This window comes from Burkholderia vietnamiensis LMG 10929, from assembly GCF_000959445.1.
In the GTDB taxonomy this organism is placed as follows: Bacteria; Pseudomonadota; Gammaproteobacteria; order Burkholderiales; family Burkholderiaceae; genus Burkholderia; species Burkholderia vietnamiensis.
In genome coordinates, this window is record NZ_CP009630.1 from 2,185,093 (window position 1) to 2,200,735 (window position 15,643).

Annotated in this window: 13 protein-coding genes; 7 read left to right on the forward strand and 6 right to left on the reverse strand. The window is 64.1% G+C overall.

Annotation, left to right across the window (positions count from 1 at the left end):
* Positions 1–20: 20 nt before the first annotated feature.
* A complete protein-coding gene (locus AK36_RS09590; RefSeq protein WP_011881135.1) occupies positions 21–1,385 on the reverse strand; it encodes a replication initiation protein in 1,365 nt (454 codons plus the stop codon).
* 1,800 nt (positions 1,386–3,185) lie between these two features.
* On the opposite strand from AK36_RS09590, the gene AK36_RS09595 reads away from it, so the two are divergent.
* Positions 3,186–4,367, forward strand: coding sequence for a DNA-binding protein (locus tag AK36_RS09595; protein WP_045578359.1), 1,182 nt, complete (start codon positions 3,186–3,188; stop codon positions 4,365–4,367).
* Positions 4,368–4,507: 140 nt separating this feature from the next.
* On the opposite strand, the gene AK36_RS09600 is transcribed toward AK36_RS09595, so the two are convergent.
* From AK36_RS09600 to AK36_RS09610, 3 genes are all read right to left on the reverse strand, one after another.
* Positions 4,508–5,521 carry a tyrosine-type recombinase/integrase gene (locus AK36_RS09600; protein WP_041494038.1) on the reverse strand — a complete coding sequence of 338 codons (1,014 nt, stop codon included), beginning with the start codon at positions 5,519–5,521 and terminating at the stop codon, positions 4,508–4,510.
* Between the two features lie 100 nt (positions 5,522–5,621).
* Positions 5,622–5,999, reverse strand: a complete 378-nt coding sequence (locus AK36_RS09605) for a DUF2471 family protein (RefSeq protein WP_011881132.1) — start codon at positions 5,997–5,999, stop codon at positions 5,622–5,624.
* A 127-nt stretch (positions 6,000–6,126) separates the two neighbouring features.
* On the reverse strand, positions 6,127–6,738 hold the full coding sequence (locus AK36_RS09610) for a helix-turn-helix domain-containing protein (RefSeq protein ID WP_011881131.1): 612 nt from the start codon (positions 6,736–6,738) through the stop codon (positions 6,127–6,129).
* Between the two features lie 160 nt (positions 6,739–6,898).
* On the opposite strand from AK36_RS09610, the gene AK36_RS09615 reads away from it, so the two are divergent.
* The 4 genes from AK36_RS09615 to AK36_RS09630 all read left to right on the forward strand — a co-directional run bounded on the left by AK36_RS09615 (position 6,899) and on the right by AK36_RS09630 (position 11,013).
* The gene (locus tag AK36_RS09615) at positions 6,899–8,098 is read left to right on the forward strand and encodes a glycine C-acetyltransferase (protein ID WP_011881130.1); all 1,200 of its coding nucleotides are present in this window, start codon (positions 6,899–6,901) and stop codon (positions 8,096–8,098) included.
* A 13-nt stretch (positions 8,099–8,111) separates the two neighbouring features.
* On the forward strand, positions 8,112–9,140 hold the full coding sequence (gene tdh / locus AK36_RS09620; RefSeq protein WP_011881129.1) for an L-threonine 3-dehydrogenase: 1,029 nt from the start codon (positions 8,112–8,114) through the stop codon (positions 9,138–9,140).
* Between the two features lie 719 nt (positions 9,141–9,859).
* The gene (locus AK36_RS09625) at positions 9,860–10,474 is read left to right on the forward strand and encodes a TetR/AcrR family transcriptional regulator (protein ID WP_045578360.1); all 615 of its coding nucleotides are present in this window, start codon (positions 9,860–9,862) and stop codon (positions 10,472–10,474) included.
* Positions 10,475–10,533: 59 nt separating this feature from the next.
* Complete coding sequence (locus AK36_RS09630) at positions 10,534–11,013, forward strand: nuclear transport factor 2 family protein (protein WP_045578361.1); 480 nt, start codon at positions 10,534–10,536, stop codon at positions 11,011–11,013.
* Positions 11,014–11,305: 292 nt separating this feature from the next.
* Here the strand turns inward: AK36_RS09630 and AK36_RS09635 are convergent, their stop codons facing one another.
* Positions 11,306–12,391: a tartrate dehydrogenase gene (locus AK36_RS09635; RefSeq protein ID WP_034193772.1), complete on the reverse strand. Its 1,086-nt coding sequence runs from the start codon at positions 12,389–12,391 to the stop codon at positions 11,306–11,308.
* Positions 12,392–12,509: 118 nt separating this feature from the next.
* On the opposite strand from AK36_RS09635, the gene AK36_RS09640 reads away from it, so the two are divergent.
* A complete protein-coding gene (locus tag AK36_RS09640) occupies positions 12,510–13,433 on the forward strand; it encodes a LysR substrate-binding domain-containing protein (RefSeq protein WP_011881125.1) in 924 nt (307 codons plus the stop codon).
* Positions 13,434–13,649: 216 nt separating this feature from the next.
* Here the strand turns inward: AK36_RS09640 and argC are convergent, their stop codons facing one another.
* Positions 13,650–14,597 (reverse strand): N-acetyl-gamma-glutamyl-phosphate reductase, encoded by a 948-nt coding sequence (argC, locus tag AK36_RS09645; RefSeq protein ID WP_011881124.1) that lies wholly within the window; start codon positions 14,595–14,597, stop codon positions 13,650–13,652.
* A 118-nt stretch (positions 14,598–14,715) separates the two neighbouring features.
* Between argC and AK36_RS09650 the strand changes: the two genes are divergently transcribed.
* Positions 14,716–15,600, forward strand: a complete 885-nt coding sequence (locus AK36_RS09650; RefSeq protein WP_011881123.1) for a LysR family transcriptional regulator — start codon at positions 14,716–14,718, stop codon at positions 15,598–15,600.
* Positions 15,601–15,643: the final 43 nt, after the last annotated feature.

Genomic DNA, 15,643 nt, shown 5'->3' on the forward strand with positions numbered 1-15,643 from the left:
GGAGACGCTGCAGGCGGGCCTCAGGCGGCCCGCGATTGATTCAGGGTAAAGGACAGCAGGTCGCCGTCCGTCGGCTCGCCCCAGGTCTTCTGGGCCAGCCAGTCGAAAAACGCCGTCTCGGCCAGCTTGGAATCGAGGCCGCGCTTGCGCCAGTCGTCACGCAGGTGCGAGCCCATCGTCGGCAACACTTCCGCCTCGAACGACTCACGCGCCACTTCGCGCTCCGCGTCGCCCTGCTCCTCGTACAGCACCTTCGCTTCCTTGCGGCGGAACGCGGCGAATTCGCTCAGCAGGCGGGCCTTCAGATCGTCGGGCTGCGCACTAACGGCCTTCATGGACGGCGTGCCGGCCGGTAGCGTGTCGACCGACTCGACCGGCGGCGCATACCCCTTCTTCAACGCGTCCTTGAACAAGGCCGGCGCACTGCGCACCGGCGGCAGCGTCGTGCTGCGCATCCGCTGCTCGGTCATCTGCAGCGCCGCGCGAATCCGGTTTTCCTCGCTGTCGGCGTAGAGCGTCTGCGCTTCCTTGAGCGGGATGCCGAGCTTCACCATACGGTCGACCAGCGTGCTGTCGAACACGTTCGGATGCTCGTCGAGCGCGAGCATCGGCTGCTTGCGCTCGGTCACACGGAACTGGATCTCGGCAACTCGCCGGCCTTCGCGATGCTCGATCAGCTCGACGAAGATGTTGGTGACCGCATTGACTTCGGCGATCGCCGGACGCAGATAGTCGCGCTTGAAATACTTGTACTCGCGCTTCGCCTCGTCGCCGGCTTCCGTGTCCGGCGTGCCGGACAGGATCGGGCGCCACCACTCCCACGGCTCGCGCATCGTCAGGTGGCTCGGGTTCGTCAGGTAGCGTACGCAGATTTCATACAGCGCCAGGCCGGCGCTGCTGCGCAACTGGCTCTGAAACTGCAGGCTCAGACGCGCGTACTGCACCGGATCCAGCAGCTTCTTCTTGATCTTCGGCGCGAACGAGAACTCGACCCATACGCGGCGCGTCGACGGATCCTCGAGGATTTCCGCATCGGCGATCAGCGTCGAGATCCCCCACTTGCGGCCGGGCTTCTGGCTCGACGTGCCGGTGCTCCACTCGACCTGGACCGACACCATGCGACGCAGGTGTTCCTTCACCAGGGCGGTGTCGTTCGAGTCGAAGGCGGAATTGGCGACGATGTCCGACAACAGCGCGCGATAGGTATCGCCCGAGTCGTCGGCCTGCTGCGCGACGGCGAGCAGTACATTGAACAGCTTGCGGGTCAGGAGGGTGATCTTGCCGCTCTTCGGCTGAATCGCGATCGCCTCGACGGCCTTCCGCAATTCGGCTGAACTGGCACTCACCACATCCACATCGGTCTTCTTGGCGCGCTTCGTGGCCATGCGTCGGGTCGGAGGAGAAGTTTCACGGAAGGATAGCGCCTGTGGTGATGTGCGTCCAGAACGAGATGCTCACCATACGCGGTGATGCAGACGTGTCACGCCGCACTCACCCCAACCGACTCCCGAAAACTCTCACCAGTCCGGATTTACGGCGTTTCGGGCCAATCCAGATGTGTCGCGGGATGCGGCAATTTCACAGATTTTCACCTGTGCCGGACGCGTGCGCAACTTGCTCCCGTATCGGCTCACCTTTCGATTTGTCGTAATTTTACGACTCAGCGGGACCCGTGCCTCACCGGGACGTCAGCGGATGCTTCTGTGGATCCTGTATGCATGTACAGCGACGCAAACCGCACCCGCGAAGTCCGTCCGACGTAACGGCGATACCAGCCGAGGACCGCTCCCACAAGCCTGCCGAGATCGTTTCGCAACCGCGGGCGCGCATTGTACAGCGCCTGGAAACCGGATGTTCCCGAAAACGCTCACCTTATGGACTCCACAGACTGTGCGCGAGGAGCCGGGGCATCCCCGACACATCTAGGCTCAGGTATTCGCTCCTCCCGAAAACGCTCACCTTTTCGACGAATTCGACGTCGGAACTGCCACCAACGTCACTCCCGAAAAACCTCACCGTAACCGTCGCAGTATCAAAAATGTCAATCGCGCCCGGTACTTACGAGATCCTCTGGCTCACAAGTTCGGCGACACACCCTCCCGCAAAACCTCACCTGTAGCACCTATGAATCGGCACGGTGCCCCGATGGCCGCTCCCGAAAAATCTCACCTTTGCCAAAAAGAGGCACAGCAAAAAACCGATTTTCGCCGCCTCCCGTGGGCTTTCCGGCGAATCAAGACCCTCCTGGGTCCCGAAAAAGCTCACCTCTGATGCCTTTTTGTGCAACTGACACTCCTGAAAAGGCTCACCTTTGAAGTGCTCCTCCGGCCTGTGACTCGTCCCCCGAAAAACCTCACCTCAACGGAATCCCGCCCGGAAACCCCGCACTTCGCTCCCGAAAAGACTCACCTTTCCCCGGCCACAGGCGCTCGAGCGCACTTTTTCTGTGCAAAAACACCGTAGACTCCCGAAAAACCTCACAGTAAAAACCTGTGACGTCCCGTGAAACCTCACCTTTTGTCGGAATTGCCTAAAAGATGGGCAAAAACAGGGCGGGAAACGGAACCCGCAAGTTCTCACCCATCGCTGCACAGGCAGACAACTGTGTATGCAGGCGCCATGAGGGTTCTGGGGATGCGAGCTCCCGAAAAGCCTCACCTTGGCCAAATTTAATGTTTTACTGTGATCCCGAATCCGCTCACGACCTTTCCCGCATCGGCTCACGCAGCTCCCCGAACCCCATCACTTCAGCTCCCGCAGAAGATCACCTTGGCTCCCGTAAAACTTCACCTTGTCGCCTCGAAAGCCTTGCTGCATAAGAATCTGCGGTGGCGTTAACGTTTTTAACTAAGGGTTCAAGGGTGTTTACTTCTAATACTCTCAAGACTCAGCTCACCGAGTTTTCCACAGAGACGCTACTCGCCGAACACCGACCGTAGCCCGGATGCGCCAGCATGTGAAACATATCGGTGTTTTGGATGGCTTCCGATATATCCCGATGAAACAAGGACTTGGCGGTCAATCTTCGCTTTGTTTCACGATATGTACGCTCTCTATCAACGAAAACGACGCACAGCCACGCCTGCCATACAAATTGACGTAAATTCGCTACGGCCAACCAAATAACGTATCAAAGAACACGTATTTCGTTATGATCGCAACATCGAACACCGACGAACTCCATCATGACGCTGGATGAAATACGTGAAGCTATCCGACGAGAGCTGGAATCGCTGCGCGCAAGCGGTGCACGGCGCCAGGAACTCTCGCTACACGCGTGCAAGCGCTTGTTCTTCGATCTTGGTATTCGGCCGTCGGCCGCGAACGTTCGCGACCTGACGCAAACCGGCAGCGCGAGCGACATCCCGAAGGACATCGACCATTTCTGGGAACGGATTCGCGCCGCGTCGAAGATCAAGCTCGACGGCGCAGCGATTCCCAAAGCAGTCGAAGAGAAAGCCGGGGCTTTGCTCTCAGCGCTCTATGACGAGGCGCTGAAGGCAGCGAAGGAGAGTCTCGATGGCGATCGCGAGCAGATCCGCTCGAGCATGGTCGACGCGGAACAAAGGTTACGCGACGCCGCCGTCCGCCAGGAGACGCTAGAAGCCGCACTGGCACGCAGCGAAAACCGCAACGATCAGTTGCAGGCGCGCCTGACCGAACTGGAAGTACAGCTGGCGTCGCAGTCGACGCACGGCTCGGCGAACGAAGCCACGCTCCTCGCCACCATCGCACGGCTCGAAAAAGAACTGGCCGCGACGACGGGCCGAGTCGATGCCGAGCAGACGCAAAACGCTGCGCTGCGCGACCGAATCGACGCGCTGCAAGCCGAGTTGCAGCAACGCACCGAGCATTACGCGCAGCAAATCAAGGATGCGGTAGCCGAAGCCGAACGCCGGGTCAAACCGATGCTGGTGGAGCTGGACTCGCTACGCAGCATGGCGTCGACCTATCAGAGCGGCTTGCGCGATGTGCAGCGCAAGGAGTTCGATTTCCTCCAGCAGCTGAGCGCGGCGAAGGCGCGCGCCGATCGCCTCGAGGAACAGTTACGCAGCCAGAGCGACGAGCTCGAGCGCGCAACGCGTGACGCGAACACGTTACGCGCGAGCCGCGGGATGAGCCCCGAGATTTCGGCGCTGATGCGGCGTCTGGCTGATGCGGGTCAACTGGACGCCGACGCGTTTTCCGCAATTGGGACGTCGCTGGATCACGAGGTGCCTGTACCGAGCCGGTGCCCGCGTTGCGATGGCGAGCCGGAGTTGTCGCATGGCGACAACGGGTTCGAAGTGTCGTGCCCCGAATGCGACCATGCATCGGGATTCTGGCCATCCCGTTTCGAAGCCGCTACGCGGTTTGCACGCGACTGACACCGCGAAGCCGCACAGCCGTCGCGCAAGGTGAGGTAATTCGGGATCATCAAGGTGAGATTATTCGGGAGCTGTGCAACGGTGAGGCCCAGTGGATCAAGGCTGCTCACGGATCACTTCCGTGAGCAGCCGGCCGCCCTTCAGTGAGTTTCGTCCCGATCCGCCTCATCACCGTTGAGGAGTTCCTCTCGCCAGTTCTTCCACGCACGGTGCAGCCGGTTCGATGAAATGGGCCGCACGAAGCCGAGCCATTTGCCGACACGTTCCGGCGGTACATCGTGCTCGAACAGCTCCGCGGCATACGTGTTGCGGAGCGTCTGCGGACTCGCGCGCGCAGTGCGCGACGATGCGAGGCCCGCTGATTCCACGATCGCGTCGATCGCACGCAACATCGTCGCCTTGTGCATCGGTCGCCCGGCGTGTGATGCGGGGAACACGAGATCGCCGGCGATGTTTTGGTGCTTGCGCTCGACGAGCCAGGCTTCGAGCAGCGCGATCGCAAATGACGCGAGGTGGGTTTCACGTGCGAAATCCGGATGCGTCGACGGGATGTGCAGCGATGTCCCACTCGTGTTTATGCAACTAATAGTAAGAACCCGTGCTTCGCCGGTTTTCACGCCGGCGCCGAGAAACGCAGCGACGAGCGCGCGGTCGCGACGTTCCTTCCAGTACGCGGAGCCCGACACGCCGATGGGCGAAAACAGGTAGGCCAGCAACTTCGCGCGTTCGGCTGGCGTCAGGAAACCGGTCGGCTCGTTGTCGCGCGCGTGGCGCCACGTCGCTTCGCCATCCTGAGCGATGAAGCGGGCCGGGTTGGTCGAGGCCAGTTCGGTTTGCCGGATGTGATCGAGCACGCGTTCGATCAACCGCAAATAGCGCATGCGCTGCGTTTTTCGGATCGGTAGTTCGCCGACGAAATTTGCAATCGACGCGGTATCGACGGTGGCGAGGTTTTTCTGATTGGCGCGCAGCCAGGCCAGAAAGGCCCCCCATTGTGCGCGATAGACGTCGGCCGATGAGCGGCGGTATTCCTGCATGGCAAGCCACGCGTCGAATGCGGTGTCGGGCGAGACGATCCAGTCGGATGCGCCGCGGTCGAACAAGTCCTTTTCCTCAGGGCGTGCCGGGGTGTCGGGGCATGTGGGGAGAGACATTTGATTTATTCCGTTAGTTGCGTGCATGGTAGCCCTTTGCGCAACATCGCGGGCAGTAGCCTGGGCGAGCGCCGGCAGTCCGCGCTTCTCATGGCGAATATCAGTCGCCCCACGCCTTCGACGGACGGTGGACGCGCTCGCGGGCTGCATGGTTCTGCGCTTTGTCCGCTGCCTCGTACGCTAGCACCGCGAACGAGAACACCGCGGGCAGGGCGTTGGAACGGCCGAAGTCAATCGGATCGTCCGTCTCGGGAAAGGTCATGTCCGACGGTCTTTCGAACAGCTGCCGCATGCCGGCATCGTGCCGGCTCGCAAAGCCGAGATCGGCCAGCGCCTCGGCTTCGATGGCGTGCAGCAGGCGCCACGACAGCGGTACACCGTGGCGGATATAGCGCTCGGCTATGTGCCGAACGATCAGTTCGAGGTCGTGCGCGGCAGCCTTGAAGCTGAGCGCGGCCAAATCTTGTTCTTCTGTCATCGCAGGCTCCTGTCGACCGGAACGGGCGCCTCGGTGCGCCAACCCCGGCCATGCGTGGCGGAATGTTCGTACTGTACAAACATACAGTATTTTCCGCAACTGGCCAGTTGGCCGACTATCGGCAGCGTCAGCGATGGATCACGATCAGAAGTGCGCGCGCTTCGGCCTTGCCTGGATTGCGGATCGCGTGCGGTGTGTCGGCCGGGTAGCGGGCGGTGTCACCGGCTTTCAGGCGTCGGGTGGCCGCGGCGGCTTCGATTTCCATCGCACCCTGCAACACGGTCAGGTGTTCGCGGGTACCGGGCTCGTGTGCGTTCGATACGAGCGCGCCGCCGCTCGGTAGCGTCAGCTCGTACCACTCGAACTTGCCGGCGAGGTCGATCGGGCCCCATACGCGCAGCTGGTAGCGGCCGTCGTGGCCTGCGAGCGTCGGGATGTCGTGCGGGCCGTCCACGCGGATCGTCTCCGGCGCCTTGGGTTGCGAGAACAGCTCGTCGAGCGTAATGCCGAGCGCGTTCGTGAGCCGCCATGCAACGGCGATGGTCGGATTGGCCTTGTCACGCTCGATCTCGGAAAGCATCGATTTCGATACGCCGGCCGCGCGTGACAGATCGTCGAGGGTCAGCTTGCGCTCGTTGCGCAGGCGCTGGATCTGCTCGCCGACGCGGGGCGGCGTCGCGGCCGGCGGCTGCGGTGCGGCGCCGGCGGGTGTGCGTCGCGGCGCGGAGGAACTTGCCATTTGTTTTCCGTTCGCTTAGAGTTGTTCGATATTCCGAATTTAAGTTCGGAATATCGGATAAATGCGGTCAACCGAACGACCGACTATAACAGTAGCAGCCCGTCGCGCTGCCGCCACGAGTGGCGTGCGACGGCTTGCGAACCCTGTCAGGAGCTTTGCGATGCGTGATGCCTTTCTCGCCCAGGTGCGCGGGACGCTCGATCAGATCCGCGCGGACGGTTTTTACAAGACCGAGCGCGAGATCGCGAGCCCTCAAGCTGCCGCGGTGCGGCTGGCCGGCGGTGCCGGTGTGCTCAATTTCTGCGCGAACAACTATCTGGGTCTGGCGAACGATCCGCGCCTGATCGCCGCCGCGAAGGACGGCCTCGACCAGGACGGCTTCGGCATGGCATCGGTGCGTTTCATCTGCGGCACGCAGACCGTGCACAAGCAGCTCGAAAGCGCACTCGCATCGTTTCTCGGCACTGAGGACAGCATTCTCTATTCGAGCTGCTTCGACGCGAACGGCGGCCTGTTCGAGACGTTGCTCGACGAGAACGACGCCGTCATCAGCGACGAGCTGAATCACGCAAGCATCATCGACGGCATTCGCCTCTGCAAGGCGAAGCGTTTTCGCTACAAGAACAACGATCTCGCCGATCTCGAGGCCAAGCTGAAGGAAGCCGACGCGGCCGGTGCGCGTCACAAGCTGATCGCGACCGACGGCGTGTTCTCGATGGACGGCATCATCGCCGACCTCAAAGGCATTTGCGATCTCGCCGACCGATACGGCGCGCTGGTGATGGTCGACGATTCGCACGCGGTCGGCTTCATCGGCGCTCATGGCCGCGGCACGCCCGAGCACTGCGGCGTCGACGGGCGCGTCGACATCATTACCGGCACACTCGGCAAGGCGCTGGGCGGCGCATCGGGCGGCTACGTCGCCGCGCGCCGCGAGATCGTCGAGCTGCTGCGCCAGCGTTCGCGCCCGTACCTGTTTTCGAACACGCTCACGCCGAGCATTGCCGCGGCGTCGTTGAAGGTGCTCGAACTGCTCGGCAGCGATGAAGGCGCGAAGCTGCGCGAGCGCGTCCGCGAAAACGGCGTGCGCTTCCGCGAGCAGATGACGGCTGCAGGCTTCACGCTCGTGCCCGGCGCGCATCCGATCATCCCGGTGATGCTCGGCGATGCGCAGCTCGCCACCAACATGGCCGACAAGCTGCTCGCCGAAGGGGTGTACGTGATCGGCTTTTCGTTCCCGGTCGTGCCGCGCGGGCGCGCACGGATCCGCACGCAGATGAGCGCCGCACATACCGCCGAACAGATCGACCAGACCGTGGCCGCGTTCGTGCGCGTCGGCAAGTCGCTCGGCATCGTCTGACGGAGGTGCGACCATGAAAGCACTGGCAAAGCTCGAACGCGCTCCGGGTCTCACGTTGACGCGCGTGAAGCGTCCCGAGGTCGGACACAACGACGTGCTGATCAAGATCCGCCGCACGGCGATCTGCGGCACCGACATCCATATCTGGAAGTGGGACGACTGGGCGCAGAAGACGATCCCCGTGCCGATGCATGTCGGCCACGAATACGTCGGCGAGATCGTCGAGATGGGGCAGGAAGTGCGCGGCTTCGCGATCGGTGACCGCGTGTCCGGCGAAGGGCACATCACCTGCGGTTTCTGCCGTAACTGTCGTGCGGGGCGTCGGCATCTGTGCCGCAATACCGTCGGCGTCGGCGTGAACCGCGAGGGCGCGTTCGCCGAATATCTGGCGATTCCCGCATTCAACGCGTTCAAGATTCCGCCGGAGATCTCCGACGATCTCGCGTCGATCTTCGATCCGTTCGGCAACGCGACGCATACGGCGCTGTCGTTCAACCTCGTCGGCGAGGACGTGTTGATCACCGGCGCGGGGCCGATCGGCATCATGGCCGTCGCAATCGCGAAGCATGTCGGCGCGCGCAATGTCGTGATCACCGACATCAACGACTATCGGCTGGAGCTTGCGCGCAAGATGGGCGCGACGCGCGCTGTCAACGTCGCGCGCGAGTCGCTGCGCGACGTGATGGCCGAGCTGCGCATGACCGAAGGCTTCGATGTCGGGCTCGAGATGTCGGGCGTGCCGAGCGCATTCACGAGCCTGCTCGAAGCGATGAATCACGGCGGCAAGGTCGCGCTGCTCGGCATTCCGCCCGCGCAGACGGCAATCGACTGGAATCAGGTGATCTTCAAGGGGCTCGAGATCAAGGGCATCTACGGCCGCGAAATGTTCGAGACCTGGTACAAGATGGTCGCGATGCTCCAGAGTGGGCTCGACCTGTCGCCGATCGTCACGCATCGCTTTGCCGTCGACGATTACGAGAAAGGCTTCGCCGCGATGCTGTCCGGTGAAAGCGGCAAGGTGATTCTCGACTGGACCGCGTGAGCGTCTGCAGCGGCACGAGCGGCGCGTTTGACGGCCGCCGCGCCGTTTCGTCTCGAGCGTTTGTCGAAGCCTGCCGCGCCGACAGACGCTTGAGGTGAGGATATTCGGGAGCCGCAATGGCATCTCGTATGACGCTGTAATCACCGTGCGCGTGCGTCATGTACGAGTGGTTGATCCGTGGCCATGATGCATGCGTCACGGCTAGGCAGCGACGCTTCGCGCGCCGCCGCGCTTACGCGTCACTCCTCTATTCAACTTGCGGTGCTCGAAGGGCGCATGCTTTCCGCGTCATCACGCCGGCATGCCGTCGATTCGCCACGCCACGTCGAGCGCGAGCAGAGCGACCGTATGCGAGCTCACCATAAGGCACGCCGGCCCGCATCGAACGGCGAGCGGTGAGCCGGCTGCGATTCGGTCCACTCACCGCTCAACCCCCTCGGTTCCAGCGACAGGCTCGGCACGACGAGCCAGCGTTTCGGGCATCGCAGAGTGCGATGTCCGGTCGTTCACTATCCACGCCGGATATACGTCGAAGAGTCCGCGGCGCATCGCATGCCGATACGCAAGCGATGCCTCTGCCTCGAGCCGGAAACCGACACTACAAAAATACGCTCGCGCGTATCCGCTCCTCATCCCACGACCGAAGCAACGCCCTGCCAGCCGCAGGTGTACTCGCTCCCGAGCTTGACGAGGTAGAACGATCGTTCTACCGTAAACGCATGAACACGCCCCAAGACCTCACCCCAGAACTACCCGTGCGCGACCGCCTGCTCGACGCCGCCGAGGCGCTGATCTACTCGGGCGGCATTCATGCCACGGGCGTCGACGCGATCGTGAAGCGCTCCGGTGCCGCGCGCAAGAGCTTCTATTCGAACTTCGAATCGAAGGAAGCGTTGGTCGTGGCCGCGCTCGAGCGCCGCGACGCGCGCTGGATGACCTGGTTCGTCGACGCGACGCTGGCGCGCGGCAAGTCGCCGCGTGCGCAGTTGCTCGGCATGTTCGACGTGCTGCGCGAATGGTTTGCGCAACCTGACTTCCACGGTTGTGCGTTCCTCAACGCGTCCGGCGAGATTGCGGACCCGGACGATGCGGTGCGAGTCGTCGCGCGGATGCACAAGGCGCGGTTGCTCGCGTTCGTGCGCGAGCGGCTCGACGCGTATGCCGATGAAGCGGCGATCGAGCGCCGCGGGCTCGCGCGCCTCGCGCGTCAGTGGCTCTTGTTGATCGACGGTGCGATCGGCGTGGCGCTCGTCAACGGTGATCCGACCGCCGCGCGTGACGCACGCGCAACCGCCGAACTGTTGCTCGACACGGTGTCGCGAGCAGCGAATTAGCGTTTCCCGACCGGCTGCGCGCGACCGCATGCAGCCTGAACCCTCCACAGGAGCATCCCATGTCCGTTTCCCCCGAAGTCCGTCCGCCCGTACCGCCGTTCACGCTCGAGACGGCGCGCCAGAAAGTGCGCGCCGCCGAGGATGCGTGGAACACGCGTGATCCGCAACGCGTGTCGCTCGCATACACGCCGCAGAGCCGGTGGCGCAATCGCGCCGAATTCGTGACGGGCCGCGACGAGATCGTCGGCCTGCTGCAACGGAAATGGGCGCGCGAGCTCGACTATCGTCTGATCAAGGAGCTGTGGGCATTCGACGGCAATCGCATCGCGGTGCGGTTCGCGTACGAATGGCATGACGACGCGGGCAACTGGTTCCGCTCATACGGGAACGAAAACTGGGAATTCGACGAAAACGGACTGATGGCGCATCGCCATGCGAGCATCAACGATCTGCCGATTCGCGAAGCGGACCGGCTGTATCACTGGCCGCTGGGCCGTCGCCCGGACGATCATCCGGGGCTGTCCGATCTCGGGTTGTAACGCAACACGCAGGAAGACGCGCGGCGTTCGTGTTCAACGGTGAGGGAATACGGGAGCCGCGCTGAGGTGAGCGTTTTCGGGAGAACATGGCTTTAGCGCGCGACGGTGTGACGACTCGAGCGCGGCGACTCACCGATCGATCTTCGCAGCCAACGGTGCGATTGCGCGGACGCGCAAAGCACGCGTATCGACCAGACATCGACACCGTGCCTTCCGCCCAAGGTGCGCGACGACCGATCGTGCATCTCACCGCCGACGATCTTGCGCGCCGCGCGCCTTCCACGGAGTCCGATCAGCCGGCGATCCGCGCGGCGATCGCCTCGCCGACTTCCTGCGTTGCCGCCTGGCCGCCGAGATCGCGCGTGCGCGGCCCGTTGCGCAGTACGTCCTCGATCGCCGCGACGATCGCATCGTGCGCTTCGCGTTCGCGGCCCGCGCCGTTGCCGAGGAAGTCGAGCATCATCGCCGCCGACCAGATCATCGCGATCGGGTTCGCGATGTACTGGCCCGCGATGTCCGGTGCGGAGCCGTGCACCGGTTCGAACAGCGACGGAAACGTGCGGTCCGGGTTCAGGTTCGCCGACGGCGCGATGCCGATCGTGCCGGTGCAGGCCGGCCCGAGGTCGGACAGGATGTCGCCGAACAGATTCGACGCGACCACGACGTCGAAACGATCCGGCTGCAACACGAAGCGCGCACACAGGATGTCGATGTGCTGCTTGTCGACCGCGATATCGGGATAGCGCTCGGCCATTTCGGCAGCGCGTGCGTCCCACCACGGCATGCTGATCGCGATGCCGTTGCTCTTGGTCGCGACGGTGAGCCGCTTTGCGCGGCGCTGCGCGAGCTCGAATGCGAACTTTAGCACGCGCTCGGTGCCGTGGCGCGTGAAGATCGACTGCTGCATCACGACTTCGCGCTCGGTGCCTTCGAACATCGTGCCGCCGACCGACGAATATTCGCCCTCGGTGTTCTCGCGCACGATCATGAAGTCGATGTCGCCCGCCTTGCGGCCGGCGAGCGGCGACGGCACGCCGTCGAACAGGCGCGCGGGCCGCAGATTGATGTACTGGTCGAATTCGCGCCGGAATTTCAGCAGCGAGCCCCACAGCGAGATATGGTCGGGCACCGTCGCGGGCCAGCCGACCGCGCCGAACAGGATCGCGTCCACGCCCGACAACTGCGCCTTCCAGTCGTCCGGCATCATCTTGCCGTGCTGCGCGTAGTAGTCGCAGCTCGCCCAGTCGATCTGCTCGAACTCGAACCGGATGCCGAAGCGCGCGGTCACGGCTGCCAGCGCGCGCAGGCCCTCGGGCATCACTTCTCGGCCGATGCCGTCACCGGGAATGACGGCGATTCTGTAGGTGCTGTCGGACATGCAAGTCTCCTTTACTGATGAGGGGCGCCCGCGGCGTGCGCAGCGGGACATGCGGCCATTCTATTTATTTCCATTCAGATTAAAATCGCTCGAAAGGTTAATCCACTTTCCACGAATCGTGAACAAATCACCGAACCTCGACGACCTGCGCGTGTTCAGCCTGGTCGTGCGCCTGACGAGCTTCAGCGCGGCCGCCGAGCAGCTCGCGGTGTCGCCCGCGTACGTGAGCAAGCGGATCGCGCTGCTCGAGGCGCAGCTCGGCACGCGCCTGCTGCATCGTTCGACGCGCCGCGTGACGGTCACGGACGCCGGTGAACGCGTGTTCGCGCGCGCCGAGAAGATTCTCGACGACGTCGATCATCTCGTCGAAGACGTGTCGACCACGCGCACGGTGCCGCGCGGCACGCTGCGCATCTCGAGCAGCTTCGGGTTCGGGCGGCATGTCGTCGCGCCGGCGCTGCTGGATTTTTCCGCGCGCTATCCGCAGCTGAACGTGCGGCTCGATCTGTTCGACCGGCTCGTCGATGTCGTGGGCGAAGGCTACGACGTCGACGTGCGCATCGGCGACGAGATCGCCGATCACCTGATCGCGCGCCGGCTCGCGGCGAACTATCGCGTGCTGTGCGCGTCGCCCGAGTACCTCGCGCGGCGCGGCACGCCGCGCACGCTCGCCGATCTCGCGTCGCACGACTGTCTCGCCATCAAGGAGCGCGACCATCCGCTCGGCGTGTGGCGGCTGAACGTGCGCGGCGAAACGGCGACGGTGAAGGTCGGCGGCGCGTTGTCGACGAACCACGGCGAGGTGGCCGTGCAATGGGCGCTCGCCGGACGCGGGATCGTGCTGCGTTCGATCTGGGAAGCGGGTCCGTTGATCGAGCGCGGCGAGTTGCGTCGCGTGCTGCCGGACGCAATTCAGCCGGCGAACATCTGGGCGGTGTATCCGGAGCGTGTGGCGGCTTCCGCGAAGGTGCGCGTGTGCGTCGACTTTCTGGCGGATGCGCTCGCCGGGTTGAATGCCGCGGCGGGCAACGATGCGGGCTGAAATCGGCGAAAGGTGAGCTTTTACGGGGGCATGAGTGCCATCGGCGAATCATGCTCGCCTGCCGACTTGCCACCACGTACAGGTGCGACGGCCTGCGGCGGGCGCCGACGCGCGATCAGCGGCGAAGCACCCTGCAGGCTGACGATTGTGCCTGCCCTCAACCCAACGCCGAAGGCTCAAGCGCAGGACACCGGGTTCAAAGCCCAAACCTAAAGCTCACGTCCCCTGCGCCACACTCATCGCCCCGAGCATCAGATCGAGATTCTGCACGGCCGCGCCGGACGCTCCTTTGCCGAGATTGTCGAACACCGCGGACAGCAGCACCTGGCCGTGCTCCTCGTTGACGAACACACCGAGCCGCAGGTCGTTCGTCCCGTTCAGCGCTTGCGGATCGAGATGCGCGATCGCGCGGGTGTCCGCGAGCGGCATGACGTCGACGTGGCGCGCGCCGGCGTAATGGTGCGCAAGACAGGCTTGCAGCGTCTCACCGGTCACGCCGGCGGACAGAAGGCGCAGCTCGATCGGCACGGTGAGGACGATGCCCTGTCGATAGGCACCGTAGGCCGGCACGAACAGCGGTCGGTGCGCGAGGCCGGCATGTTGCTGGATTTCGGGCACATGCTTGTGCGCGAGCGTGAGGCCGTAGATCTGCAGCGGTTTCGCGCGGGCAGCGTCGTTCGATTCGAACGCGTCGACGGCAGCCCGGCCGCCGCCCGAGTAACCCGACACCGCATGGATGCTCACCGGATAGTCGCGTGGCAGCAGTCCGGCCTGCTGCAGCGGCCGCAGCAGGCCGATCGCGCCGGTCGGATAGCAGCCGGGGTTGGTCACGCGCCGCGCGCCGGCGATGGTCCGAGCGTGTCCGGCGGCCATCTCGGGAAAGCCGTAGACCCACTCCGGGTCGGTGCGATGGGCTGAACTCGCATCGATCACGCGTACGGCCGGATTGCGGATGAAGCCGACCGCTTCACGCGCGGCCGCGTCGGGCAGGCACAGAATCGTGAAGTCCGATGCGTTGATCGCTTCGGCGCGCCGCGCGGGATTCTTGCGCTCGGCATCGGGCAGCGTGACGAGCCGCAGGTCGGTGCGATCGCGCAGGCGCTCGTGGATCTGCAAACCGGTCGTGCCTTGATCGCCGTCGATGTAGACAGTGGCGTGATTCATGATCGTCGTGTTCCGCGTTTCGGGCATCGGGAAAGCCGTATCGTCCACTGAACGCCTAGAATTGGAAAAGTTGAATTTTCTGACCACAGGATTCAGAGTTCCTGAACGAGAGGTGGGAATGCGGGAGATCAGTCTGGACCGGCTGCGCACGCTCGTCGCGATTGCCGACCAGGGTTCCTTCGTCGCCGCTGCGCAACTGCTGCATCTTGCGCCGCCGACGGTCAGCCTTCATGTCGCCGAACTGGAAAGCAGGATCGGCGCGCCATTGCTGTCGCGCACGCGCGGCAACGTGCGGCCGTCGGCCATCGGCGCGGTGCTGGTCGAGCGAGCGCGCCGCCTGCTGGCCGACGTCGAAGCGACGCTCGACGACGTTGAGCGGCAAGTGCAGGGGCTGACCGGGCGCGTGCGGCTCGGCGCATCGACCGGCGCGATCGCGCATCTGTTGCCGCAGGCGGTGGCGCGGCTGCGCGAGCACCATCCGGACATCGACGTGCAGATCGCCGTGCTCACGTCGCAAGACACGCTCGCGCGTCTTGCGCAGGGCACGCTCGACGTCGGGCTCGTCGCGTTGCCGCAGCCGGCGGTCGCGGGGTTGTCGATTCGCGCGTGGCGGCGCGATCCGGTGCTCGCGTTTCTGCCCGCCGACTGGCAAGCGCCGGCGCGGGCGACGCCGGCGTATCTGGCCGCGCGTCCGTTGATTCTCAACGATGCGACCACACGCTTGTCGCGGCTCACGACGGAATGGTTCGCGCTCGGCGGCCACCGGCCCGAGCCGCGCATCGAACTGAACTACAACGATGCGATCAAGAGTTTGGTCGCCGCGGGTTACGGCGCGACGCTGTTGCCGCACGAGGCCGGCGCGCCGCTGCCCGATGCGCGTATCGTCATGCGGCCGCTACGCCCGGCGTTGCGGCGCGAGCTCGGGATCGCCCATCGTGCCGGCCCGGTCGAGCGGTCGACGCAGCACGTGCTCGACGCGTTGTGGGCGCTCGGCGCGCGATAGCAAGTCGCGGGGGGTAAGCCTCCACTCGAAAGCAACGCATCGA